The sequence below is a fragment of the Actinoplanes sp. NPDC019969 genome (genome assembly GCF_055562375.1).
This window is the reverse complement of the sequence record NZ_JBVHFK010000001.1, coordinates 55,590-79,669: the sequence shown is the minus strand read 5'-3', so window position 1 is coordinate 79,669 and position 24,080 is coordinate 55,590. Positions and strand designations below refer to the sequence as shown.

25 protein-coding genes are annotated in these 24,080 nt (G+C 71.0%); 14 read left to right on the top strand and 11 right to left on the bottom strand.

Annotation, left to right across the window (positions count from 1 at the left end; translation table 11 throughout):
- Window positions 1–61: 61 nt before the first annotated feature.
- A complete protein-coding gene (locus ACZ3II_RS00390) occupies window positions 62–748 on the bottom strand; it encodes an IclR family transcriptional regulator (RefSeq protein ID WP_014447202.1) in 687 nt (228 codons plus the stop codon).
- Between the two features lie 49 nt (window positions 749–797).
- Here ACZ3II_RS00390 and leuC point away from each other — a divergent pair, with 49 nt between their 5' ends.
- From leuC to ACZ3II_RS00370, 4 genes are all read left to right on the top strand, one after another.
- Entirely contained in the window at window positions 798–2,252 is a 1,455-nt protein-coding gene (leuC, locus tag ACZ3II_RS00385) for a 3-isopropylmalate dehydratase large subunit (protein ID WP_465515460.1), read from the top strand.
- 15 nt (window positions 2,253–2,267) lie between these two features.
- Window positions 2,268–2,858 (top strand): 3-isopropylmalate dehydratase small subunit, encoded by a 591-nt coding sequence (gene leuD / locus ACZ3II_RS00380; protein WP_465515459.1) that lies wholly within the window; start codon window positions 2,268–2,270, stop codon window positions 2,856–2,858.
- Between the two features lie 159 nt (window positions 2,859–3,017).
- Window positions 3,018–3,737, top strand: coding sequence for an HU family DNA-binding protein (locus ACZ3II_RS00375; RefSeq protein WP_465515458.1), 720 nt, complete (start codon window positions 3,018–3,020; stop codon window positions 3,735–3,737).
- 89 nt (window positions 3,738–3,826) lie between these two features.
- A complete protein-coding gene (locus ACZ3II_RS00370) occupies window positions 3,827–4,252 on the top strand; it encodes a hypothetical protein (protein ID WP_465515457.1) in 426 nt (141 codons plus the stop codon).
- Here ACZ3II_RS00370 and ACZ3II_RS00365 read toward each other — a convergent pair.
- The 4 genes from ACZ3II_RS00365 to cofC are packed head-to-tail and all read right to left on the bottom strand — an operon-like array spanning window position 4,209 to window position 8,296.
- Window positions 4,209–5,087, bottom strand: coding sequence for an NUDIX hydrolase (locus tag ACZ3II_RS00365; RefSeq protein ID WP_465515456.1), 879 nt, complete (start codon window positions 5,085–5,087; stop codon window positions 4,209–4,211). The two genes, ACZ3II_RS00370 and ACZ3II_RS00365, sit on opposite strands and share 44 nt — an antisense overlap.
- Window positions 5,088–5,095: 8 nt before the next feature.
- Window positions 5,096–7,381, bottom strand: a complete 2,286-nt coding sequence (locus tag ACZ3II_RS00360; RefSeq protein WP_465515455.1) for an RNA degradosome polyphosphate kinase — start codon at window positions 7,379–7,381, stop codon at window positions 5,096–5,098.
- Between the two features lie 55 nt (window positions 7,382–7,436).
- The gene (locus ACZ3II_RS00355) at window positions 7,437–7,634 is read right to left on the bottom strand and encodes a cold-shock protein (protein ID WP_465515454.1); all 198 of its coding nucleotides are present in this window, start codon (window positions 7,632–7,634) and stop codon (window positions 7,437–7,439) included.
- A gap of 20 nt (window positions 7,635–7,654) precedes the next feature.
- Window positions 7,655–8,296 carry a 2-phospho-L-lactate guanylyltransferase gene (cofC, locus tag ACZ3II_RS00350; protein ID WP_465516568.1) on the bottom strand — a complete coding sequence of 214 codons (642 nt, stop codon included), beginning with the start codon at window positions 8,294–8,296 and terminating at the stop codon, window positions 7,655–7,657.
- 126 nt (window positions 8,297–8,422) lie between these two features.
- Between cofC and ACZ3II_RS00345 the strand changes: the two genes are divergently transcribed.
- Genes ACZ3II_RS00345 through ACZ3II_RS00330 form a run of 4 tightly spaced genes read left to right on the top strand, consistent with a single transcriptional unit; the run spans window position 8,423 to window position 11,629 of the window.
- Window positions 8,423–9,148: a lysophospholipid acyltransferase family protein gene (locus tag ACZ3II_RS00345; protein WP_465515453.1), complete on the top strand. Its 726-nt coding sequence runs from the start codon at window positions 8,423–8,425 to the stop codon at window positions 9,146–9,148.
- Window positions 9,145–10,137, top strand: coding sequence for an NAD(P)H-dependent glycerol-3-phosphate dehydrogenase (locus tag ACZ3II_RS00340; RefSeq protein ID WP_465515452.1), 993 nt, complete (start codon window positions 9,145–9,147; stop codon window positions 10,135–10,137). The genes ACZ3II_RS00345 and ACZ3II_RS00340 overlap by 4 nt, the downstream gene beginning before the upstream one ends.
- On the top strand, window positions 10,134–11,264 hold the full coding sequence (locus ACZ3II_RS00335) for a cystathionine gamma-lyase (RefSeq protein ID WP_465515451.1): 1,131 nt from the start codon (window positions 10,134–10,136) through the stop codon (window positions 11,262–11,264). Before ACZ3II_RS00340 ends, ACZ3II_RS00335 begins: the two co-directional genes overlap by 4 nt.
- The gene (locus ACZ3II_RS00330; RefSeq protein ID WP_465515450.1) at window positions 11,261–11,629 is read left to right on the top strand and encodes a hypothetical protein; all 369 of its coding nucleotides are present in this window, start codon (window positions 11,261–11,263) and stop codon (window positions 11,627–11,629) included. The genes ACZ3II_RS00335 and ACZ3II_RS00330 overlap by 4 nt, the downstream gene beginning before the upstream one ends.
- A 291-nt stretch (window positions 11,630–11,920) precedes the next feature.
- On the opposite strand, the gene ACZ3II_RS00325 is transcribed toward ACZ3II_RS00330, so the two are convergent.
- A complete protein-coding gene (locus ACZ3II_RS00325) occupies window positions 11,921–12,367 on the bottom strand; it encodes a hypothetical protein (RefSeq protein WP_465515449.1) in 447 nt (148 codons plus the stop codon).
- Window positions 12,368–12,487: 120 nt separating this feature from the next.
- Between ACZ3II_RS00325 and ACZ3II_RS00320 the strand changes: the two genes are divergently transcribed.
- Complete coding sequence (locus ACZ3II_RS00320; RefSeq protein ID WP_465515448.1) at window positions 12,488–13,582, top strand: D-alanine--D-alanine ligase family protein; 1,095 nt, start codon at window positions 12,488–12,490, stop codon at window positions 13,580–13,582.
- Here ACZ3II_RS00320 and ACZ3II_RS00315 read toward each other — a convergent pair.
- A complete protein-coding gene (locus tag ACZ3II_RS00315) occupies window positions 13,579–14,190 on the bottom strand; it encodes a DUF3515 domain-containing protein (RefSeq protein WP_465515447.1) in 612 nt (203 codons plus the stop codon). The genes ACZ3II_RS00320 and ACZ3II_RS00315 overlap by 4 nt on opposite strands.
- Before the next feature lies 1 nt (window position 14,191).
- Window positions 14,192–14,425: an Lrp/AsnC family transcriptional regulator gene (locus tag ACZ3II_RS00310; protein ID WP_067685920.1), complete on the bottom strand. Its 234-nt coding sequence runs from the start codon at window positions 14,423–14,425 to the stop codon at window positions 14,192–14,194.
- A gap of 97 nt (window positions 14,426–14,522) precedes the next feature.
- Between ACZ3II_RS00310 and ACZ3II_RS00305 the strand changes: the two genes are divergently transcribed.
- The 3 genes from ACZ3II_RS00305 (at window position 14,523) to ACZ3II_RS00295 (ending at window position 17,142) form a co-directional block, all read left to right on the top strand.
- Window positions 14,523–15,461 carry a thiamine-phosphate kinase gene (locus tag ACZ3II_RS00305; RefSeq protein ID WP_465515446.1) on the top strand — a complete coding sequence of 313 codons (939 nt, stop codon included), beginning with the start codon at window positions 14,523–14,525 and terminating at the stop codon, window positions 15,459–15,461.
- 55 nt (window positions 15,462–15,516) lie between these two features.
- The gene (locus tag ACZ3II_RS00300; protein WP_465515445.1) at window positions 15,517–15,975 is read left to right on the top strand and encodes a GNAT family N-acetyltransferase; all 459 of its coding nucleotides are present in this window, start codon (window positions 15,517–15,519) and stop codon (window positions 15,973–15,975) included.
- Between the two features lie 360 nt (window positions 15,976–16,335).
- Window positions 16,336–17,142 (top strand): DUF559 domain-containing protein, encoded by an 807-nt coding sequence (locus ACZ3II_RS00295; RefSeq protein ID WP_465515444.1) that lies wholly within the window; start codon window positions 16,336–16,338, stop codon window positions 17,140–17,142.
- 73 nt (window positions 17,143–17,215) lie between these two features.
- Here ACZ3II_RS00295 and rpmB read toward each other — a convergent pair whose 3' ends face one another.
- Window positions 17,216–17,407: a 50S ribosomal protein L28 gene (gene rpmB / locus ACZ3II_RS00290; RefSeq protein ID WP_026207002.1), complete on the bottom strand. Its 192-nt coding sequence runs from the start codon at window positions 17,405–17,407 to the stop codon at window positions 17,216–17,218.
- Window positions 17,408–17,567: 160 nt separating this feature from the next.
- On the opposite strand from rpmB, the gene ACZ3II_RS00285 reads away from it, so the two are divergent.
- Both ACZ3II_RS00285 and recG read left to right on the top strand, forming a co-directional pair.
- Entirely contained in the window at window positions 17,568–19,460 is a 1,893-nt protein-coding gene (locus tag ACZ3II_RS00285) for a DAK2 domain-containing protein (RefSeq protein WP_465515443.1), read from the top strand.
- Complete coding sequence (gene recG / locus ACZ3II_RS00280; RefSeq protein ID WP_465515442.1) at window positions 19,457–21,634, top strand: ATP-dependent DNA helicase RecG; 2,178 nt, start codon at window positions 19,457–19,459, stop codon at window positions 21,632–21,634. The genes ACZ3II_RS00285 and recG overlap by 4 nt, the downstream gene beginning before the upstream one ends.
- A gap of 50 nt (window positions 21,635–21,684) precedes the next feature.
- On the opposite strand, the gene ACZ3II_RS00275 is transcribed toward recG, so the two are convergent.
- Window positions 21,685–23,007 (bottom strand): LPXTG cell wall anchor domain-containing protein, encoded by a 1,323-nt coding sequence (locus ACZ3II_RS00275; protein ID WP_465515441.1) that lies wholly within the window; start codon window positions 23,005–23,007, stop codon window positions 21,685–21,687.
- Between the two features lie 95 nt (window positions 23,008–23,102).
- Window positions 23,103–24,050, bottom strand: coding sequence for a hypothetical protein (locus tag ACZ3II_RS00270; protein WP_465515440.1), 948 nt, complete (start codon window positions 24,048–24,050; stop codon window positions 23,103–23,105).
- Window positions 24,051–24,080: the final 30 nt, after the last annotated feature.

Below are 24,080 nucleotides of genomic sequence, written 5' to 3'. Positions count from 1 at the left end.
CATGATGTCAGGCCGCCCCGCGAGGTGCGGGACGGCCTGGTGGAAATGGGGGTAAGAGGGATCAGAGGCCGGAGAGGCGCTGGCCGGCGCGGACGACCGCCATGGCGTGCCGCTCACCGGGGCGGCGGCCGAGACGCTCGATCGGACCGCTTATCGAGATGGACGCGATGACCCGGCCCGTCCGGTCGCGGATCGGGGCAGAGACGCTCGCCACACCCGGCTCGCGCTCGGCGACGCTCTGCGCCCAGCCGCGGCGGCGCACCTCGGCCAGGGTGCGGCCGGTGAACTTGCAGCGCGGCAGGAGCGGCATCACGGCCTCGGGGGGCTCCCACGCGAGCAGGATCTGGGCGGCCGAACCGGCGACCATCGGCAGCACCGAACCGACCGGCACGGTGTCGCGGAGGCCACTCGCGCGCTCGGCGGCGGCGACGCAGATCCGCTCGTCGGCGCGGCGCAAGTAGAGCTGCGCACTCTCTCCCGTCGCGTCCCGCAGTGCGGACAGCAGGGGCTCCGCGGCGGTCAGCAGAACGTCCGGCGCGGCATTGGCCAACTCGCCCAGTCTCGGGCCCGGACGCCATCTTCCTTGAGTGTCGCGCACCAGCATCCGATGGATCTCCAGGGCCTGGGCCAGGCGATGTGCGGTCGCCCGCGGCAGCTTGGTGCGTTCGACCAACTCGGCAAGGCTGGCGCCGTCGACACATGCGGCGAGGATGACAACCGCCTTGTCGAGAACGCCTACACCGCTCATACTGTGTCCCACAAGCCGAAACATACATTCCAGAATTTAGGATGTCCAGATGGTGGGAGTCACTCCCCAGAGCGGGAAACCCAGGACCCTGGCCGAGAAGGTCTGGGATGACCACGTGGTGCGCACGGCCGAGGGTGAGCCCGACCTGCTCTTCATCGACCTGCACCTGCTGCACGAGGTCACCAGCCCGCAGGCCTTCGACGGGCTGCGGATGGCCGGCCGGCCGGTGCGCCGCACCGACCTCACGCTCGCGACGGAGGACCACAACACCCCGACCGGGTACGCGGACCCCGCGTTCAACACCAAGCGCGGCGAGCTGTTCACGATCGCCGACACCACCTCGCGCACGCAGATCGAGACGCTGCGGAAGAACTGCGCCGAGTTCGGTGTCGAGATCCGCCCGCTCGGTGACGTGAACCAGGGCATCGTGCACGTGATCGGCCCGCAGCTGGGTCTCACCCAGCCCGGCATGACGATCGTCTGCGGCGACTCGCACACCGCCACCCACGGCGCGTTCGGCGCACTGGCCTTCGGCATCGGCACCAGTGAGGTCGAGCACGTGCTCGCCACCCAGACGCTGCCGCAGTCCAAGCCGAAGACGATGGCCGTCACGGTCGTCGGCGAGCTGGGCGAGGGCGTCACCGCGAAGGACCTGATCCTCGCGCTGATCACACAGACCGGCACCGGCGGCGGCAACGGCCACATCGTGGAGTACCGCGGGGAGGCCATCCGCAAGCTCTCCATGGAGGGCCGGATGACCATCTGCAACATGAGCATCGAGTGGGGCGCCAAGGCCGGCATGATCGCGCCGGACGAGACCACCTTCGCGTACCTCAAGGACCGTGCGCACGCCCCGCAGGGCGAGCAGTGGGACGCCGCGGTCGAGTACTGGAAGACCCTCGCCACCGACGCGGACGCCGAGTACGACACCGAGATCATCCTCGACGCCGCGGCGATCAGCCCGTTCATCACCTGGGGCACCAACCCCGGCCAGGGCGCCGCGCTGAACAGCGTCGTCCCCAGCCCCGAGGACTTCCTCGACGAGGTCGAGCGCGGCGCCGCCCAGCGCGCCCTCGACTACATGGACCTCACCCCCGGCACCCCGTTCCGGGAGGTCCCGGTCGACGTGGTCTTCGTCGGCTCCTGCACCAACGGCAGGCTCGAGGACCTGCGTGCCGCCGCCGACGTGATCCGGGGCCGCAAGGTCGCCGACGGCGTCCGCATGATGATCGTGCCCGGCTCCTACCTGGTGCGTGAGCAGGCCGAGGCCGAGGGCCTGGACAAGGTGTTCACCGAGGCCGGCGCCGAGTGGCGGTTCGCCGGCTGCTCGATGTGCCTGGGCATGAACCCGGACACGCTCAGCCCCGGCCAGCGCGCCGCGTCCACCTCCAACCGCAACTTCGAGGGCCGGCAGGGCAAGGGCGGGCGCACCCACCTGGTCTCGCCGCAGGTCGCCGCCGCCACCGCCGTGGTGGGCAGGCTGGCCGCCCCCGCCGACCTCTGATCAGGGGAAGCTGACATGGACAAGTTCGTCACCCACAGCGGCAAGGTCATGCCGCTGCGCCGTTCCGACGTGGACACCGACCAGATCATCCCGGCGGTGTACCTGAAGCGGGTCACCCGGACCGGCTTCGAGGACGGCCTCTTCAACGCCTGGCGTGAGGACCCTTCGTTCGTCCTGAACAAGCCGGCCCACGCGGGCGCCACCATCCTGGTCGCCGGCCCCAACTTCGGTACCGGCTCGTCGCGGCAGCACGCCGTCTGGGCGCTGCGCGACTGGGGTTTCAAGGCGGTCATCGCCTCCCGCTTCGGCGACATCTTCCGCGGCAACTCCCTCAAGGAGGGCCTGCTGCCGATCCAGCTCGACCAGAAGATCGTGGAGAGCCTCTGGGACCTCGCCGAGAGCGAGCCGGAGAAGCAGATCACGGTCGACCTGGGGGGCCGTGTGGTCCGGGTGGACGACGCCGCCTACGGATTCCCGATCGACGACTTCAGCCGCTGGCGCCTGATGGAAGGCCTCGACGACATCGGACTGACGCTGCGGCACGAGGAGACGATTACCGCGTACGAGAAGAGCCGCCCCGCTTTCAAACCGGTCGTAACCCTTTAATCCAGCGTGTAATTCGCCCCTGCCGGGTCACCCGGCAGGGGCGAATTCGTTGGGACACAACGGTTTTTTCCCCCGAATGTTTCTGTAACCAGGTCACAGGGCATACCGTGCGCGCAGAATGGCCTTCGACGGGCCAGTTCTCACGTCCGGGAGGAAACCGTGAACAAGGCCGAGCTCATCGAGGCGCTCGCAGTCAAGCTGGGAGACAAGAAGACCGCGACCTTGGCGCTCGACGCGTTCATCAACGAGGTGCAGAACGCCGTCGCCAAGGGTGACCGGGTTGCCCTCACCGGATTCGGAAGCTGGGAGAAGCGGGCCCGCAATGCGCGTACCGCACGTAATCCGCGGACCGGCGAACCGGTCAAGGTGAAGAAGACGTCGGTCGCGGTCTTCAAGGTCGGCAACACATTCAAGGATCTGGTCGCGAGCGGAAAGCCGGCCAAGGCGGCCGGCGCGGCTAAGAAGACGACGGCCACCAAGGCGGCCGCGGCGACGAAGGCGGCTCCGGCCACCAAGGCGACCGCGACGAAGGCGACCGCGACCAAGGCCGCCGCGACCAGGACGACAGCGGCGGCCGCGAAGAAGACCGCCGCCACCAAGACGGCGCCGGCGGCCGGCGCGGCCAAGAAGACGGCGGCCACCAAGACCACGGCGGCGGCGAAGAAGACCGCGGCGACCAAGACCGCGCCGGCGACCAGGACGACAGCGGCGGCGTCGAAGAAGACGACCGCCAAGGCCGCGCCGGCGAAGAAGACGGCCACCAAGACGGCGGCCAAGACGACCACGAAGGCGGCTCCGGCCACCAAGCGGACCGCCCGGAAGACGGCGGCCCCGGAGGCCGTGCCCGCCCGGGCGCGTACCCCCCGAAAGGCCCGCTGACCAGCACACCCGCCGAAGGCGTCCACCCGTACGGTGGACGCCTTCGTGGTGTTCCGGCGCGGAACGGCGGGTCGTCCTACCGTCCGGGCATGAGATCTGCGCCACGAGGGCTGACGACCCGGTCCGGCATCGCGGCGGTGCTGTTCGCGGCCGCGGTCCTGCCCGGGTGGACACTCGGCGACCTGGCCGAGGACCGTACCGGGTGGCCGGTGCTGGACTGGGCGATCACCTGCGGGTGGAACGGGATCGCGGTGGCCTGGTGCGCGCCGTGGTGCTCGTACCGGCGGGTGGACGGCTGGCTCGGGGCGGTGCCGGTCTACGGCTGGTACCTCGCGGCGATCCTCAGCTGGCGGCTGGCGTCGTTGCCGTACCGGGACTGGGATCCCCGCCGCGACGAGCTGTGGCAGGCCCGCTGGCTGACCGGCGAGCGGATCGGTTACTGGACGACCGCCGCGCCGGCCCGCCGTACGGTCACAGCCGCGAGGCGCCCAGCAGCCGCTCGCCGGACCAGGTGAGCAGCCAGCCCTCGCCCTTCGGCGTCTTGAACCGCTGATGGTCGCCGGTGCCGTGCAGGGACGCCAGCAGATGCGGCATCAGCTTGCCCTGGCTGCACACCACGACCCGGCCGGCGCGGCGCAGCTCGGCCAGCCGGGCCCGGGCCTCGGCCAGCCGCCCCGGCAGCCGGTCCGGGTCGGTCACCTCCGCGAACGCGGCGTCCGAGACGATCGGCTTATCGCCGAGCGCCGCCGCCAGCGGCTCCAATGTCTGCACACAGCGCAACGGCGCCGCCGCCACCAGCCGGCGCGGCCGGAACGAGGTGAGCAGGGCGGCGATCCGGTCGGCCTGTTTCGCGCCGACCGGATCGATCGGGCGCAGCTCGTCGCGGCCGGCCCACTTGCGGCGTTCCCCGGCCCGGGCGTGCCGGACCAGCGCGATCACCGCGGTGACTTCCGGCAGGTCCGCGACCTGCGCCAGGACGGCTTTCTCGCCGGGGTACGTCAACCGCGCGGCCGCCTCCGGCAACGGCAGCCAGACCAGCTCGTCCACCTCGCCGGTGTCCCGCACCGGCCCCTCATCGGCCGCCGCCATCAGCCAGAACGCCACGTTCTTGGGCCGTCCGCCGGGCAGCGTGTAGTCGACACCGGACAGCCGCAACTGCGGGATCCCGGCCGCGCCGGTCTCCTCGGTGACCTCCCGCAACGCCGCCGCCAGCGGCTCCTCACCGCCGTGCAGCTTGCCCTTGGGCAGGCTCCAGTCGTCGTAGCGCGGGCGGTGCACCAGGCACACCTCGACCCGTTCGCCGGCCCGGCGGTACAGAACCCCGCCGGCCGCACGTTCCACCTGCGTCATGAGCGCCTTTACTTCTTGCCGATGATCCGCCGGAGCATGGCCGCCTGCAGGTGGACCTGCGGGCGGCCCGGTGTCCCCTGGTTACGGTGCCAGATGCCGTCGCCGTCCAGATCCCACCCCTCGGTGTGGTCGCTCATCGAGAGTTCCAGGACGTGCCGGATCTCCTCGCGGGCCGACGGCGTCACCACCTTGACCAGGGCCTCCACCCGGCGGTCCAGGTTGCGGTGCATCAGGTCGGCGGAGCCCATCCAGTACTCGGCGTCGGGGCCCGGCCCGAACCGGAACACCCGCGAGTGCTCCAGGAACCGGCCGACGATCGAGCGGACCCGGATGTTCTCCGACAGGCCGGGTACGCCGGGCCGCAGCGCGCACATGCCCCGGATGATCAGGTCGACCTTCACCCCGTCGCGGGAGGCCCGGTACAGCGCGTCGATGGTCTTCTCGTCGACCAGCGAGTTCACCTTGAACTGCACCAGCGCCTCGCCGCCCTCGCGGGCGATCCGGGCCTGCTCCTCGACCCGTTCCAGCAGCCCCTTGCGGACGCCGTGCGGGGCGACCAGCAGACGCCGGTAGGTGGTCTGCCGGCTGTACCCGGTGAGCACGTTGAACAGGTCGGTGACGTCGGCGCCCACCTCCGGGTCGGCGGTCAGCATGCCGAAGTCCTCGTACAGCCGCGCCGTCTTCGGGTGGTAGTTGCCGGTGCCGATGTGGCAGTAACGGCGGATCTGGTTGCCCTCCTGGCGTACCACCAGAGAGGTCTTGCAGTGGGTCTTCAGACCGACCAGGCCGTAGACCACGTGGCAGCCGGCCCGCTCCAGGGTCCGCGCCCAGGCGATGTTGGCGACCTCGTCGAACCGGGCCTTCACCTCGACCAGCACCACCACCTGCTTGCCCGCCGCCGCCGCGTCGACCAGCGCGTCGACGATCGGCGAGTCGCCGGAGGTGCGGTACAGCGTCTGCTTGATGGCCAGCACGTTCGGGTCGGCGGCGGCCTGCTCGATGAACCGCTGCACGCTGGTGGAGAACGAGTGGTACGGGTGGTGCACCAGGATGTCGGACTCGCGCAGCCGGTTGAACACGCTGCGCGGCACCTCCCCGTCGGCCAGGTGCGGGTGGGTCGCCGGGACGAACGGGCGGTCCTTCAGATCGTCGCGGTCGCACTCGCCGAACACCTGCCACAGCGACGACAGGTCGAGGATGCCGGGCACCCGGAGCACGTCCTGACTGTCCATGTCGAGCTCGCGGACCAGCAGGTCGAGCACGTGGTCGCTGATCGACGCGGCCACCTCCAGGCGCACCGGCGGGCCGAACCGGCGCTGCGCCAGCTCCCGCTCCAGGGCCTGCAGCAGGTCCTCGTCGCGGTCCTCGTCGACCTCCAGTTCGGCGTTGCGGGTCACCCGGAACAGGTGCCACTCCAGGATCTGCATCCCCGGGAACAGCTGGTCCAGATGGTTCGCGATCAGCTCCTCGACCGGCAGGAACCGCACCCCACGGTGGTCGTTCTGCACGGTCACGAAGCGGGGCACGTTGTTCGGCACCTTGACCCGGGCGAACAGCTCCGGGTTGTCGCCGTCGGGATAGCGCAGCGCCACCGCCAGGTTCAGCGAACGGCTGGAGATGTACGGGAACGGGTGCGCCGGGTCCACCGCCAGCGGGGTGAGCACCGGGAACACCTTCTCCCGGAAATACGTCCGGAGCCGGCCCTGCTCGGGCGCGTCCAGCTCCTTCCACGACACCAGCTCGATGCTCTCCGCCGCCAGCTTCGGCCGGACCTCGTCGGCGAAACAGGCGGCGTGCCGGGTCACCAGGTCGGCGGTCCGCTCGCTGATCATCTCGATCTGGTGCCGCAGCGACGACCGGTCGCCGCCGCGGACCGGGAGGCCCGCGCTGAGCCGCCGTTTCAGGCCGGCCACCCGGACCATGTAGAACTCGTCCAGGTTGCTCGCGAAGATGGCCAGGAACTTCGCCCGCTCCAGCAGCGGGGTGCCCGGATCCTCGGCCAGGGCCAGCACCCGGGCGTTGAAGTCGAGCCAGGACAGCTCCCGGTTCAGGAAACGGTCCTCGGGCAGGACGAAGCCGGTCTGCTCGTCCTTCTCGTCCTCGTCCTCGTCCCCGTCGTCCAGCTCGGCGACCATCGTGGCGGTGGCCAGCTCGGTCACCTGACGCTCGATCGCGGGCAGGGCGGCAGCCTCCAGATCCTCCGGTTCTATCCGCTCGGACTGCTCCGGCCGGGGCAGGAAGCGGCCGTTGGGGCCGCGCCGACGGGTCTCGGGGGTCCGGGGCGAGGTCTGCATGGGTCCATCATTGCCGTTTCCGGAGAAACGTGAAACGAACTACCGGATGATCACATCAGGCGATTCCCGGAATTGACACCCGCCGCACCGCACCGGTCGCGTCGGACTCGACCGTCACACGCTGACCGAGCCGGAGAATCCGCAGGCCGGAGCGGTCGAAGGCGTCCGCCGCGAAGGTCAGGGGAGTGCCGTCGTCGAGCAGCAGCGATCCGCTGCGGGTCGCTGTGTCGAAAGTCGCGATCGTGCCCTGCATGAAACCGAACGCTACCGGTTTCACGCCGCCGGCGCGCACTCCGCCGCCAGGCCCAGGTCGTGCAGCAGGCCGCAGGTCCATCCGCCCGCCCCGAGCGCCAGCACCGCGCCCAGATCGGCCGCGGTGTCCACGTCCTGCCGCAGGCCCGGCCAGTCGCCGCGGAGCAGCGTCGCGCCGGAGCCGGCGTGCGCCGCCGCGGACAGGCCGCCGAACCGCGGTTCCAGCGGACGGCCCGGCAGCGCCGCCAGCAGCACCGTCCCGGTGCCGGCCGCGTCCGGCACGAACGCCCGCCCGGCCACCCGGCCCAGCGCCTCGTCCAGCTGCTCCGGGCGCAGCGCCGGCAGGTCGCCGGTGAGCACCACCCGGGACGCCGCCAGGCCTGCCGCCTCGTCCGCGCCGAACCGCATCGCCGCGTTCAGCCCGCCGCCCGGGTCCGGCGCCACCCGCGCGCCCAGCTCCCGCGCCGCCGCCCGGGCCAGCGGATCGTCGGTGACCACCAGCAGCTCCCCGACCGACCCGGCGGCCAGGACCGCGGCCGCGGTGTCCCGCACCATGGCGAGAGCCAGCTCCGGATGACGGTCGGCGGGCACGGCGCCGCGCAGCCGGGTCTTCGCCGCCCCGAGCCGCTTCACCGGGATGACAGCCGTCCAAATACGCACCAGCCCATCCTGCCAGCGATCTCGGCGTACCCCTGCCTGGTCCCATCCGGCGTCAGCGGGCATGATTTCGTCGCAGGTGAACGAGGTGAGGCGGCGTGCGACGCCGCCGATCGAGGGACGGGGGACGCCGTGGCACAGCTCAGGCTCGGCTTCTGGCAGCGTGTCGCGGTGATGCTGGTGGTCCCGGTGATGACGGCCCTCACCCGGAAGAACTGGCTCCGGATGAGTGAGATGCCGGCCACCGGACCGGTGATCCTCGTCCCCAATCACGTCTCGCACTTCGACCCGCTGGTCGTGGCGCACTACATCTTCCGGGCCGGCCGGTGGCCGCGGTTCCTCGGCAAGGCCAGTGTCTGGAAGGTTCCGATCATCGGGTACCTGCTCGTCAAGACCCGGCAGATCCCGGTCGAACGCGGCAGTGTGGAAGCGGTGAAGTCGCTGGACAACCTCGTCGAGGCACTGCGTGAGGGCGGCGCCGTGGTGGTCTACCCGGAGGGCACCACCACCCGGCACCCCGACCTGTGGCCGATGCGCGGCAAGACCGGCGCGGCCCGGCTCGCGCTGCTCACCGGCGCGCCGGTGGTCCCGATCGCCAACTGGGGCGCCCAGCGGATCTTCGACCCACGGACCAACCGCCTGAAACTGCGCCGCTCCACGGTCACCGTGACCACCGGGAAACCGGTCGACCTCAGCCGGTGGGCCGGCGCCGAGCCGACCCGGGCGGTGCTCGAGGCGATGACCGAGAAGATCATGCTGGACGTCCGGGACCTGCTCGGCGAGATCCGCGACGGCGAACCGCCGGCGCTCTACGACCGGCCCGCACGGCGGGCCACTACCCCGGAGGAAGCGTCATGAGAGCGGCCGTCATCGGGTCCGGATCCTGGGGCACCGCGTTCGCCAAGGTGCTCGGCGACGCCGGGTCCGAGGTGACCATGCTGGCGCGCCGGGAAGCCGTCGCGGCGGAGATCCGGGACAAGAACGGCAACGAGGGCTCGCTCCCGGGCGTACGCCTCGCACCCTCGGTGACCGCGACCACCGACCTCGCCGAAGCCGTCCGCGGCGCCGAGGTCATCGCCATCGCCGTGCCGTCGCAGACGCTGCGCGGCAACCTCGCCGACTGGGCCGGGCTGTTCCCCGCCGACGCGACGATCGTCTCGCTGATGAAGGGCATCGAACTCGGCACCCTCAAGCGGATGAGCGAGGTGATCGTCGAGACCGCCAAGGTGGCCGCCGACCGCGTCGTGGTCGTCTCCGGACCCAACGTGGCCCCCGAGATCGCCGCCGAGCAGCCCACCACCACCGTTGTGGCGGGCTCCGACGAGAGCCGTGCCCGGCAGGTGCAGCACGCCCTCGCCACGCCCTACTTCCGGCCCTACACCAGCGACGACGTGATCGGCTGCGAACTCGGCGGGGCCTGCAAGAACGTGATCGCCCTGGCGTACGGGATGGCGGTCGCGCTCGGCCTCGGCGACAACACCCGGGCCTCGCTGATCACCCGCGGGCTCGCCGAGACCGCCCGCCTCGGGGTCGCGCTCGGCGCCGACCCGCTCACCTTCGCCGGCCTGGCCGGCCTCGGCGACCTGGTCGCCTCCTGCTCGTCGCCGCTGGCCCGCAACCGGATGTTCGGTGAGCACCTGGGCCGCGGCGAAAGTCTGGAACAGGCGCAGATCGCCACCCGGCAGACCGCCGAGGGCGTCAAGAGCTGCCTGTCCATCCGCGACCTGGCCCGCGCGAACGGCGTCGAGATGCCGATCGTCGAACAGGTCGAGCGGGTGTGCCACGAAGGCGTGGACCCCCGGGTCGCGGTCAAGCTGCTGATGACACGAGAAATGAAACCCGAATGAGTTCCTCCGCTTTCTCCTCTGCTTTTTCCGACGGCACCCGCGCGGTGCACGCCGGCCTGCCCGCCCCCGAGGTCGGCGAGCCGTTCCTGCCCGGGCCGGTGTTCGCCGCGCCCTACCACCTCGACCCGGTCACCGGGCCGGGAGTGAACGGGTACGCCCGGACCGAACACCCGACCCGGCTCGCCCTCGAAAAGGCGATCGGCGCCCTCGAAGGCGCGCCCACGCTGGTCTTCTCCAGCGGCCAGGCGGCGATCACCGCGCTGCTGCTGGCGGTGCTGCGGACCGGCGACACCGTCGCGGTTCCCGCCGACGGCTATTTCACGGTACGGGCGTTCGCCGACGGTTTCCTGGCCGACCTCGGCGTGAAGACCGTTCTGGTGCCGACGGCCGGCCCCTACCCGGACTTCGCCGGGGTCCGGCTGGTGCTGCTCGAGACACCGGCCAACCCGGGACTCGACGTCGGTGACATCCGGGCGCTGTCCGCCGCGGCGCACGCCGCCGGGGCGCTCGTCGCCGTCGACAACACCACGGCGACGCCGCTCGGGCAGAACCCGCTCGCCCTCGGCGCCGACCTGGTCGTCGCGTCCGGCACCAAGGCGCTGACCGGGCACTCCGACGTGCTGCTCGGCTACGTCTCGGCCACCGACCCGGCGCTGCTGACCCGGATCGAGACCTGGCGCAAGCAGACCGGGGCGGTGCCCGGCGCGTTCGACGCGTGGCTGGCGCACCGGTCCATCGCCACCCTCGACCTGCGCCTGCGGCAGCAGACCACGAACGCCGCCGCCGTCGCCGAGCTGCTGCTCGCCCGGGACGACGTGACCGGGGTGCGGTGGCCGGGCCTGCCGTCCGACCCGTCGTACCCGGTCGCCTCCGCCCAGATGCGCCGCATCCCCGGGATCGTGTCGTTCGACCTGGGCACGGCCGAGCGGGTGGGCCGGTTCCTGACGGCGGCCGAGCTGGTCTTCGCGGCCACCTCGTTCGGCGGCGTGCACACCACTGCCGACCGGCGGGCCCAGTGGGGGGACGACACGTCACCGGGCTTCCTGCGGTTCTCCTGCGGCATCGAGGACACCGCCGACCTGCTCGCCGACATCACGGCGGCCCTGGACGCCTCCCTCCTCCCGTGACCGCCGTCGCCTGGAGCAGCTTCGACTCCGACCAGGTCGCGGCGCTCACCCAGGGGGAGAGCTTCTTCGCCGACCCGGGAGAGCGGGACTGCCCGGCGTGCGGGCAGCGGCGGCTGCGGGCCTACTTCACGGCTCCGGAGAACGCCAAGCGGCCGACGCTGGTCAGCTATGTGTGGTGCGGGGGCTGCGACAAGTTCGTGGGCACCCGCGCCAAGCATCCGGAGGGGCTGATCTTCTCCGACCCGCTGGCGACGCTGTCCACGGCCGAGCGGCGGGAGCTGGAGCGGAGTCTCAGCGGCTTCCTGGCGCACCTGGACGCGCTGTGGGACGCGGGCGCGCTGCCCCAGACGTTCACGGCGGGCTGAGCCGGCATCGGTGGGCAGTCCGGCTCGTCCACAGCGCCGGACTGTCCACAGGCCGCCCGCGAACAGCGACGATTTTCTGCCAGGCTGTCCAGCGGGGGCTTCCCCCTGGGAGGGCGGGCTGTGGTGGCGGGCTGTGGTGGTGGGCTGTGCTGGTGGGCTGTGGCGGTGATTACCGCTTCGCCCGGAAGGGGCGTTTCGGTGGTGAGAGCCGCCTACGTCGCTCCCGGAGATGGCGGGACGGGCGGGAATCGGCGGGGGCGGCGTGCGGCGTACCCCGCACGGGTTTGATCTTCAGCCGTGGGTGGCGACGAATTCGTGCAGCCAGTCGGGGGCGACGGCAGGCGTCGGATCACCGGTGCGGCGCAGGGCCTCGCCGGGGCGGATGCCGAGCAGGGCCAGGGTCATCGTGGCGAGCAGCGTGGACCTGCCGTTGTCGGCGGCGGACTGGGTGACCACGAAACGGCCCGCGCGGACCTCGTGGGCCAACCGGATGGCGAGCGAGACCACCTGGTTCGCCTCCTGCCTCGTCTCCCGCGGCGACCCGGCGTGCGCCGGGAACGGCACCACCTCGATCCCGGCGGTGTCCGGGCCGGGATCGGAGACGGACACCAGCACCTGTACGCCGGCCCGGGCGAGCGCGCCGAGCTCCTGCGGTGACCACGGCTCGTCCTTCGGGTGAGCCATCGTCGCCAACTGCCCCGGACCCGGGCCGGCGATCACGTGGAGTGCTGATGCCATGGACGCTTCGTCCCCCCTGCCTTGCACATGCTTCATCGACGCTGCCGGGAATCCCATAGTTGGCTTACGCAGAGTAGGGTCACCCCCGGCATGCCCGCTAGCTGGAAGGCGCAGAGAAGAGTGACGTCCCCCCGCAAGACCCGCGTCGCGATCGTGTTCGGCGGTCGCAGCACTGAGCACGCCATTTCCTGCGTCAGCGCCGGTGCGATCCTGGGTGCTCTGGACCCCGATCAGTACGAGGTGGTCCCGGTCGGAATCACCCGTGAGGGGCGCTGGGTCCTCGCCTCGGGTGACGCCTCCCAGCTGTCGATCAACGACAAGAAGCTGCCCGAGATCACCGCCGCTTCCGGTAACGCTCTGGTGCTCGCGGCCGACCCGACGGCGTCCGAGCTGATCGTCCGTGACCCTGCCGAGGGCGTCTCCGAACTCGCCGGTGTGGACGTGGTGTTCCCGGTGCTGCACGGGGCGTACGGCGAGGACGGCACGATCCAGGGGATGCTGGAGATGGCCGGGATCCCGTACGTGGGGGCCAACGTGTTCGCCTCGGCCGCGGCCATGGACAAGGAGTTCACCAAGAAGCTGGCGGCCGCCGAGGGCATCCCGGTCGGGCCGTACGCGGTGCTCCGCGCTGGCACGTCGCTGTCCGAGACGGACAAGGAGCGGCTCGGCCTGCCGGTGTTCGTGAAGCCGTCGCGGGCCGGCTCGTCCACCGGCATCACCAAGGTCAGCGACTGGGCCGACCTGGACGCGGCGATCGCGACCGCCCGGCGGATCGACCCGAAGGTGCTGGTCGAGGCGGCCATCGTGGGCCGGGAGATCGAGTGCGGCGTGCTCGAGGGCGAGTCCGGGGGCGCGCCGGAGGCGTCGATGCTCGCCGAGATCCACGTGGACGACGCGGACTGGTACGACTTCGAGACGAAGTACCTGGTCGGCAGCCGTTACACGATCCCGGCCGGAGTCTCCGAGCCGCTCGCCCGGCAGATCCGCGAGTACGCGCTGCGCACCTTCACCGCGCTCGACTGCGCCGGCCTGGCCCGCGTCGACTTCTTCGTCACGGCCGACGGCGAGATCTTCCTCAACGAGATCAACACGATGCCGGGGATGACGCCGACCTCGATGTTCCCGCAGATGTGGGCGGCCACCGGCCTGGAATACCCGAAGGTGGTGGACCGGCTGATCCGGACCGCGCTGCACCGCGGCACCGGGCTGCACTAGTTGTTGCAGCCGTACGGCGTGGTCGCCGGATCCTTCGACGTGACCGTCGCGACCACCGTGTCGGAGAACTCGTTGGCCCACTGGGCGGAGCTCGCGAACGACGACGGCACGGACACCCGCACCGGGACCTCACGGTCCATCGTGGTGAAGGTGTCCGTGCCGTCGGCGGACGCGGCGTACCAGCAGACCTTGTTCATCACCAGCAACTCGGTGTCCATCGGGACGCAGCCGGGCGTCGTGTCGCCGGGGACCTTGCAGGTCTCCGGCTGCGGGACGCCGCACGCCACCGTGATCGGCGGCTCGCCATAGGCGGCGTTCTGCTCCGGGCCGGCGCTCACCGGGCGGGCCGGCAGGTCACGGACCTTGCCGGGCAGCTGGGAGGTGAGGGCGAGGCAGGCCTGGGCCGCCTTCGCGTCGAGTTGCGGCGCGTCCATCACCACTGGCGTGTTGGGGATCGGCTTTTGGGGTGCTTTGTCGGTTTTTTCCGGTTGAATGGTGAAGAAGGCGATGACGCCCACGAGGATCGTCACGGGAACGGCCACGGCAGTCGCCCACAGGGCGGCTGCGCGCTTGGTCTGATCGATCTTCGGGATGTCGGTGTCCACCATGTCAGAGGTTTACCACGGAGCAGGTGAGCGTCCGCGTGATGCCCGGAACGTACTGGACTTTGCTCACAATCAGGCTGCCGAGCTCGTCCACCGTGTGCGCCTCCGTCAGCACGACCACGTCATACGGCCCGGTGACCGCGTCCACCCGGACCACGCCGGGAATCTTCTCGATCGCGGCGGCCACGTCACGGGCCTTACCGACCTCGGTTTGAATCAGGATGTATGCCTGGACCACGATCGACTCCTATCCGCCACCGCCGGTGATCCGATGGTGGTGAAACTACCGTACGAAGCGATCCGGCAGCGGGTCGCCACCATCGAAGGATTTAGACGTGAGCATCGCAGAGGCCGGTGAATTCGGCTTGATCGGCCGGATCATCTCTCGGCTCGGGTCGGGAGAAGCCACCCTGCTCGGCCCCGGCGACGACGCCGCCATCATCAGCGCCCCCGACCGGCGGGTCGTCGCCTCCACCGACGTCCTCGTCGAAGGACGGCACTTCCGCCGCGACTGGTGCGGCCCCGAGGACATCGGGCACCGCGCCGCCGCCGCCAATCTCGCCGACATCGCCGCCATGGGCGCCGTACCGACCGCCCTGCTCGTCGCCCTCTGCGTGCCCACCGGACTCGACATCGCCTGGGCCGAAGGTCTCGCCGACGGCCTCACCGCCGAATCCGCCCAGGTCGGCGCCACCGTCGTCGGCGGCGACACCTCTTCCAGCCCGACCCTCACCATCGCGGTCACCGCCCTCGGCGACCTGCGCGGCGCGGCACCGGTCCGCCGCGACGGGGCACAACCCGGAGACGTCCTGGCTCTCTGCGGGCGGATCGGTCACGCGGCGGCGGGACTCACGGTTCTCTCCAGAGGCTTTCGTACGCCCAAACTGCTCGTGGAGGCGTACCGGCGGCCCGCCGTCCCGTACTCGGCCGGGCCCGCCGCGGCCCGCCTCGGCGCCACCTCGATGATCGACGTGTCCGACGGGTTGCTCCAGGACCTCGGGCACATCGCCGAAGCCAGCGTGGTCGGCATCGACGTGCGCAGCGACGCGTTCGAGCTGCCCGACCAGATGCGGGACACGGCGAAGGCGCTCGGGATCGACCCGTACCAGTGGATCCTCGCCGGCGGCGACGACCACCCGCTGGCGGCGACCTTCCCGGCCGGGGTGGACCTGCCGCCGGAGTGGCGGGTGATCGGCTCGGTCCACGACGGATCCGGGGTGACCGTGGACCGCAAGCCGTGGACCGGTGGGCTGGGCTGGGACCACTTCCGCTGATCGGGCGCCCCGGCCGTCCGTCTCTGCCGGCCGTGGTGATGGCTAGGCTTGCCCCGTGCAGGACATCAAGATCAAGTCGGTGCGGTTCGACGAGCCCGCCGTCCAGACGCTCGTCGCCGAGAACCTACGTGACCTCTCTGAGCGGTACGGCGGCAACGGCGACGACACCCCGATCACCGCTGCCGACTTCACCCCACCGAACGGCGCCTTCCTGGTCGCCTCCCTCGACGGCGAACTGATCGCCAGCGCCGGGTGGCGCCGCCACGGTGACGACGCCGAACTGAAGCGCATGTTCACCACCAAGGCCGCCCGGGGCCGGGGCGTCGCCCGCCGGATGCTGGCCGCCGTCGAGGAGTCCGCCGCGGCGGCCGGGTGCAAGAGGGTCATCCTGGAGACCGGGGACCAGCAGCCGGAGGCGGTTGCTCTGTACGAGTCGGCCGGATATCAGCGCATCCCGGACTTCGGTTACTACGCCGGGCACGACAGCGTCCTCTCCTACGCGAAGGCTCTCTGAGGTCGGATTCGCTCGGTCCCGGCCAGGTTTCGTGGCCTACGCGTTCGCTGGCTTGGATCTTGTGCGCTCAGGTCCGCAATCTGCCGTACGAGAGTCTGTTCCTCCGGGATCTTGTGCAGGCGGCGCCGGGGTGATTCGCACAGGATCCGCTCCTGCTGGATCTTGTGCGGGCTGGCCGGGCGATGATGCGCAAGATTCACACGCTCATCGAGGTTGTGCGATCGAGGTCGGAACCCCGGCCCTCGCTGCCCTGGGGTGATCCAGCGGAAGATCGCGGCGAAACGGTGGCAACGGCCACATCGCGGGGTGTACGTCGCCCACTCGGGTCCTCTCACTGAGCCGCAACGTCGCTGGATCGCGGTGCTGGGAACCCTGCCGGGACGGCAGACACTGCTGGCGGGGCTGTCCGCGCTGGAGACCGTGGGGTTCCGGGGATTCACGGAGGAGACGGTGCACGTTCTGGTGCCCGCGGCGGCGACACCGCGTTCTCCGCCCCCGGGAGTCGTGATCCACCGGACTTCCCGGTTGCGGAGAGATGACGTACACCGGCTCGGCGATCCGCCCGGAACCATGCCGGCCCGATCCCTGATCGACGCCGCGCAGTGGGCGGCCAGTGACCAGCGGGCGCAGGCGATCATCGCCGCGGGGTTCCAGCAGGGACTGGTCAGGGCGGAGGAGATGAGTTCGGCGTTGACGGTGATGCCCCGGGCGAAACGACGTGCGCTGATCATCGCCACGGTGGCGGACGCTGCGGCGGGCGCGCACTCGCTTCCCGAGATCGAGTTCCTCCGGATCTGCCGGACGGCCGGCCTGCCCGAGCCGTTACTCCAGGTCCGTCGGCGCGACGGGTCGAGCCGCGCACGCCATCTGGATGCCTACTTCGCCGATCACGGTGTGCACGTCGAGGTGGACGGTTCCGGCCATCTGGACCCACGGCAGTGGTGGGACGACATGCGGCGGCAGAACGATCTCTGGATCGCGGGCGATCGGATTCTCCGCTTCCCCGCTTGGGTCATCCGATCGCGACCGGCGGAGGTGGCCGGTCAGCTGCGGCGTGCCCTCACGGCTGCGGGCTGGTCACCATCCGGCGGGCATCGCGGTCCCGGAGGCCTCCGTAAGGAGACGGAACGGCGAAGGATCCGGGAGGCACGGACTGCGAAGACCTAGGTGGGTACGGCGAAAAGCCGCCGGACCTGGAAGGTTCGGCGGCTTTTCGGAAAGCCGTTGAAAGAGGCTCAGGTCAGGCGCGGACGACCTTGCCGGCCTTGATGCACGAGGTGCAGACCTTGAGCTTCTTGGTCGTCCCGCCACCGGCCGGAGTGCGCACCGACTGGATGTTCGGGTTCCAGCGGCGGTTGGTCCGCCGGTGCGAGTGGGACACGTTGTGGCCGAAGCCCGGTCCCTTGCCACAGACGTCGCACACGCTAGCCACGGGATACTCCTGGGTTTGAAACGAAAACTGAAGGCGCCCAGGGAAAGAGCCTCGCCCAGGCAACCCGGCAAGGTTACCCGATCCCCCAGGCAGACAGCCAATCGCCCCCGGTCAGGGTGCGTGGCCCGCGATTGTCGGAGGTCGCAAGTACGATTTTCGGGTGCTGGAGACCCTCGATGCCGCCGCGGTACGCCGCTGGTGCGATGGTGGGCTCGAGGCGCTCCGGGCACATCAGCGTGAGATCGACGACCTGAACGTCTACCCGGTTCCCGATGGGGACACCGGCACCAACCTGGTTCTCACCCTCACCGCCGCGCACGAGGCGCTGATCGCCGCACAGGAGACCGCCGGGCCGCCGGAGAGGGGCGCCGGGCCGCACGGGGGCGCGGGGCTGGCGGAGAAGGGCGCTGCGCCGCGCGGGGGTGCCGAGCCGGCGGAGGAGGGTGCCGGGCAGGAAGACGGCGCCGGGCCGCTTGAGAAGAACGCGGTGGCCGGGCTCATGCTGCGGATGGCCCGTGGGGCGCTGCTCGGGGCGCGGGGTAACTCGGGCGTCATCGTCTCCCAGATCCTGCGCGGGATGGCGGACACCTTCGCCGGGGCGGTCGCGGTGCGCGGGGGCGAACTGGCACGGGCGTTGCGCACGGCCACCGACGCCGCCTATGCGGCGGTGGCCCGGCCGGTGGAGGGCACAGTGCTCTCGGTCGTGGCGGCCGCCGCCGAGGGGGCCGGCCGGATCAAGTCCGACAATCTGGTCATCGTGGCCCGGGCGGCTGCGAGGGCCGCCTCCGAGGCCCTGGCACGGACGCCGCAGCAACTCCCCGTTCTCGCCCAGGCCGGCGTGGTCGACGCGGGTGGGCGCGGCCTCTGCCTGCTGCTCGACGCCTTGGTGGAAGCGGTCGACCCTGGCGAGCCGAGCAGCGCGAGCCGGCCCACGGGCGCGAGCCCGGACGACGGCGATGTCGCATCCGGCGGCCCGCCGATTGGTGAGGTCGGCGGTGTGCAGGCCGCGTCAGGGGGCGCTGCCGCGAGCCGTGTGGCCTCGAGCGGTGGCCTTGCGGCGGACCGGGTTTCCGAGGCGAGCACTGCGGCGTCGGGGGGTGGCGTTCCCGGTCGGGCGGATGGTGGCGGGGAAGCTGTGGGGGACGGTTCGGGGGCGCAGCCGTGTGCCGGGTTCGGTTATGAGGTGCAGTTCCTGCTCGACGCCGACGACGCGGCCGTGGGGCTGCTGCGGCGGACGCTCGGCGAGCTGGGTGACTCGCTCGTCGTCGTCGGAACCGGGGACGGGACGTGGAACGTACACGTGCACGTCACGGAGATCGGGCCCGCGATCGAGGCCGGCATCGCCGCCGGCAAGCCGTACCGGATCAATGTCACTCCTCTGGAGGAGAGCCGTGCCGGAGGTGACCGCAGAGGCGCCGTGGTCGTCGCCGCAGGCGACGGGCTGACGGCGCTGTTCGAGGCCGAGGGCGCCGTCGTCGTGGACCGGAACCCGTCGACCGCTGAGATGCTGGCCGCGGTCGCGGCGACCGGTGCCGGCTCGGTGGTGCTGCTGCCGAACGACGCGAACACCCATGCGGTGGCGGTGTCGGCGGCGCGTGAGGCGGAGACCACGGGCGTACGGGTGAGCGTCGTCCCCACCCGCTCCCCGGTGCAGGCCCTCGCCGCCCTGGCGGTGCGCGACGGTCAGCGGCCGTTCGCCGACGACGTGATCGCGATGGCGGAGGCGGCCGGCGCCTGCCGTTCCGGGGAGGTCTGCACCGCCCAGCGGGACGCGCTGACGGTCGCCGGCCCGTGCCGTGCCGGTGACCTGCTGGGCCTGGTCGACGGTGAGGTGCACGTGATCGGCGCGGACCTGGCCGAGGTGAGCCGCCGCCTGCTGGACCGGATGCTGGGCGGCGGCGGTGAGCTGGTGACGTGTGTGCTCGGCGCGGACGTCCCGCCGGGTTTCGAGGAGGAACTGCGCGGTCACGTGCACCGGACCTGGCCGTTCATCGAGTTGCAGTGCTTCGCGGGCGGACAGCCCCATTACCACCTGCTGGCAGGAGTCGAATGACCACGACCGACACCCCGTTGACCAAGGTGCTGGGCGCCAAGACCGCCAAGGCCCTGGCCGAGCACCTCGACCTGCACACGGCCGGTGACCTGGTTTATCACTTCCCACGGCGGTACGACCAGCGCGGCGAGCACACCGACCTGCGCAGCCTGGAGGTGGACGAGCAGGTCACGGTGCTCGCCCAGGTGCAGGGGATGAGCGTGAAACCGATGCGGCAGCGCCGCGGGAACATGCTCGAGATCACCATCGGTGACGGGTCGGGCGCGACGCTGACCTGCACGTTCTTCAATCAGGCGTGGCGGGAGCGGGAGCTGCGCAAGGGCGTGTGGGGGCTGTTCGCCGGGAAGGTGACCGAGTTCCGGGGCAAACGCCAGCTCAACGGCCCGGCCTATCAGCTGCTCAGCGCGGACGCGTCCAAGGACGACGCGGCCGCCGAGATCGAGGAGTTCGCGGGCGCGCTGATCCCGGTCTACCCGGCGGCGCAGGCCGTGCCGACGTGGACGATCGCGAAGTGTGTGCGGACGCTGCTGGACACGTTCGAGCCGCCGGCCGATCCGATGCCGGCGGAGGTGCGGACGAAACGGAACCTGGTCGGCATCGGGACGGCCCTGCGGGAGATCCACCGGCCGAGCTCCGACGCCGCGCTGTACTCGGCGAAGCACCGGCTGAAATGGGACGAGGCTTTCGCCGTACAGCTCACGCTCGTGCAACGCCGGGCGAAAGCGGCAGCGGCGCCCGGCACCGCCCGTCCCCGCGCCGACGCCGGGCTGCTCGTGAAGTTCGACGCCGGTCTGCCCTATGAGCTGACCGAGGGGCAGCGCGAGGTGGGCGAGGAGATCGCGGCGGACCTGGCCCGGCCGCATCCCATGCACCGGCTGCTGCAGGGCGAGGTGGGCTCCGGGAAGACATTGGTTTCGGTACGGGCGATGCTGCAGGTCGTTGACGCCGGTGGGCAGGCCGCCCTGCTGGCGCCGACCGAGGTCCTCGCCACCCAGCACTTCCGGGGCATCAGCGCCCAGCTCGGCGCGCTGGGCCGGGCCGGTGAGCTGGACGGCGACCCGGAGGGCACCCAGCTGACCCTGGTGACCGGGTCGCTCGGGGCGAAGGCCCGGCGTGCGGCGCTGGCCAAGGTCGCCGACGGGACCGCCGGCATCGTCGTGGGCACGCACGCTTTGCTGTACGAGGGTGTCGACTTCAAGGACCTCGGGCTGGTCGTCGTGGACGAGCAGCACCGGTTCGGGGTGGAGCAGCGGGACGCGCTGCGGGCGAAGGCCGCCCGGCCGCCGCACGTGCTGGTGATGACGGCGACGCCGATCCCGCGGACGGTGGCGATGACCGTCTACGGCGACCTGGAGACGTCGGTGCTGTCGCAGCTGCCGCGCGGCCGGTCGCCGATCGCCTCGCACGTGATCCCGGCGCTGGACAAACCGGCCTACCTGGACCGCGCCTGGGTGCGGATCAAGGAGGAGGTCAAGGCGGGCCACCAGGCTTATGTCGTGTGCCCGCGGATCGGTGAGGACGACGAAACCCCGCCGAAGGAGGGCGCCGAGTCGGAGCGCCGCCCACCGCTGGCGGTCACCGAGGTGCTGCCGTTGCTGCGCGACGAATACCTCAAGGGCCTGCGCATCGAGATGCTGCACGGCAAGATGCCGCCCGAGGACAAGGACGCGGTGATGCGCCGGTTCGCCGCCGGTGACGTGGACGTGCTGGTCGCGACCACGGTCATCGAGGTGGGTGTGGACGTGCCGAACTCCACGGTGATGCTGATCCTGGACGCCGACCGGTTCGGGGTGTCCCAGCTGCACCAGCTGCGCGGCCGGGTGGGCCGGGGCTCGGCGCCGGGCATCTGCCTGCTGCACACCGAGTCCGCGGAGGGGTCGGCGGCGCGGGAGCGGCTGGACGCGGTGGCCTCCACCACGGACGGGTTCAAGCTGTCCGAGATCGACCTGGAGCAGCGCCGGGAGGGTGACGTGCTGGGCGCGTCGCAGTCCGGCAAGCACTCGCACCTGCGGCTGCTGTCGCTGCTGCGCGACGAGAAACTGATCAAGGAGGCGCGGGCCGAGGCGTCCGAGCTGATCGGGGACGACCCGGATCTGTCCCGGCATCCCGCGCTGGCGGCCTCGGTGGCGGCGCTGGTCGACGAGGATCGCGCGGAGTACCTGGAGAAGGGCTGACACGCGGAAGGGCGCGCCGGCCGGCGCGCCCTTCCTGGGTGTTACGGCGATCAGGCCTTGAAGTTCAGCTTGCGGCGGCGGGCCAGGAAGAACAGGCCGACACCGAGGAGCAGCAGAACAGCCGCGCCACCCGCGATGGAACCGGCGGCGGCGCCGGTCAGCGGGAGCTCACCGTCGTCGTCGTTGCCCGAGACCGGGGTGGTCTCGATCGGGGCGGAGCTGGTGGTGGCGGTCTCCGTCGGGGTCGCCGGCGGGTTCTCCGACGGGCCGTCGGTGGCCGGGGTGGTGGCCGGCGTGGTCGCCGGGGTGGTGGCCGGCGTGGTGGCGCAGTCCTTCGGCTTGGTCCAGACGACCTCGCCGTTCAGGGCGTCGAGGCCACCGGAGACGGCGACCTTGAGGCCTTCGGAGGCCGGGAAGGTGACGGTCTTGGTCTCACCCGGAGCCGCGGTGATGGTCTGGGCCTCGCCCTTGTTCGGGGTGAAGGTGGCGGTGACGGCCTCGCCGTTCTCCGGGTTCTTCACCGTGAAGGTCAGGGCGTCACAGGTGCTGGTCGCCTTGGCGTCGGGCTTGCCGACCTCGGGGACCTGGCAGTCCTCCGGCTTGGTCCAGCCACCGCGGTACAGCTCGGTGCCGCCGGACTTCACCACGATGTTCTTGGCGTTCGCGGCCGGCACGACGACGGTCTCGGGCTCTTCGCGGACCGCGAGGGTGACGGTCTTGGCGAAGCCGCCGTCGGCGGTGATGTCGAACCGGGCGCTCTGGGTGCTCTGCCGGTTGACCAGGTTCAGCGTGACGTTGCCCTTGCAGTCGGGCAGCGCCACGACGTCCGGCTTGGCCACACAGGCGCCGGCGCCACCGTTCCCGTTCCACCAGGCGTCCTGGGGATTGCCGGGGGCGGGCGTGGAGTTGTAGATCTTCTTGCCGATCTCGCTACCGACCTTACGGGTGCCGTAGCGGTCGCTGGAGTCGGTCAGCGGGTCGATGATCTTGTCGCCGAAGACGAAGTCGACCTGGGTGAAGCACTTCGGGACCTCGACCTCGAAGTCCAGCTTGGTGCGGGTCAGCTCGCCGCCCTTCGGGGCCTCGAACTTGTCCGTCGAGACGTCGAGAACGTACTGCGGCACGGAGAACACGGCCGAGGGGGCGGTGTAGGACACCAGCGAGAAGGTCTGGTCCTGGCAGAGCGGCCCGTTGAGCACCTCGATGCTGGCCTTGCCGCCCTTGCCGTCGAACGTGTGCTGGAACTTGGCTTCCTGGAGGGGCGTACAGCCGGCCGAAGGGGTGGCGCTTGCCGGCGAGGACATGCCGACGAGACCGGTCAGGCCGACCAGCGCGGCGGCCACCACAGCCGCTGCGCGGGGGAACTTCTTCATTCGTGCTCCAACATGAGGGGAATGGGCGGGGGCGCGCCGATCCTCGATCGACGCGCCCCCGGTCAGTGCTGGTGTGCTGTGTTACCGAACCGCTGTCAGGCGGTGAACTTCACCTTGCGGCGGCGAGCGACGAAGAACAGGCCCGCACCGATGGCGAGCAGGGCCGCGGCGCCGCCGGCGACGCCACCCGCGGCCGCACCGGTGACGGGCAGGCCGCCGCCGTTGCCGCCGTCACAGCCCTCTTCGGGCTTCTCGAACGGGATGGTGCCGGACTCGGTGTAGGTCTTGCCCTTGTACTCGACCGTGAAGGTGACCTTGACGGAGAAGCCCTCGGTGGCGCTGAAGGTCTCGGTGCCCTTCTTGCCGGCCGGGATGGTCAGCGAGCGCTTCTCGCCCTTGCTGGTCTCGTAGTCCACCTTGAACGGGGTGGTGTTCTTGGTGTTGTCGACACCGATCTCCATGGTGTCGCACGTGGTGTTGAAGATCGGCTCCGCCGGAACTTCCTCGGGGATGCTCACCGGGGTGCTTGGCTCGTCCGTCGGGGTGCTCGGCTCGTCCGCGGGAGTGCTCGGCTCGTCGGCCGGGGTGCTCGGGTTGTCCGCGGGCGGCGCGGGCTTCTCGCACTTGCCGCCGAGGGTGATCGTCTTGGAGACGTCACTCGCGTCGCCGGCGCCCGGGCCCCAGGTCGCCTTGACCGTGAGCGTGGCGGTCTCCGCGTTACCGGGCACCAGCTGCTTGCCGGTGTAGACGCCGTTCTCCAGGTCCTTGCCGGCGACGATCAGCACCGGCTCCTCGAACTTGGTGCCGGCCGGAAGCAGCTCGACCTTGCTGAACTGGAACTTCGGCCGGTCCTTGCTGCCGATGCCGTTGACGGTCCAGTCCACGACGTACTGGCCGGTGACGGTGTCGCAGTTGCTGACGCCTTCGACCGTGCTGTGGTGGGCCGAGGCGGGCGAGGCGAAGGCCACGACGCCGGCCATGCCGATCAGCGAACCGGCAACGAGGGCCGTCGCGCGGCTGAGCGGGGACTTGGACAGGTTCACGCCAACTCCTGTGTAAGGGGGATCAACAGG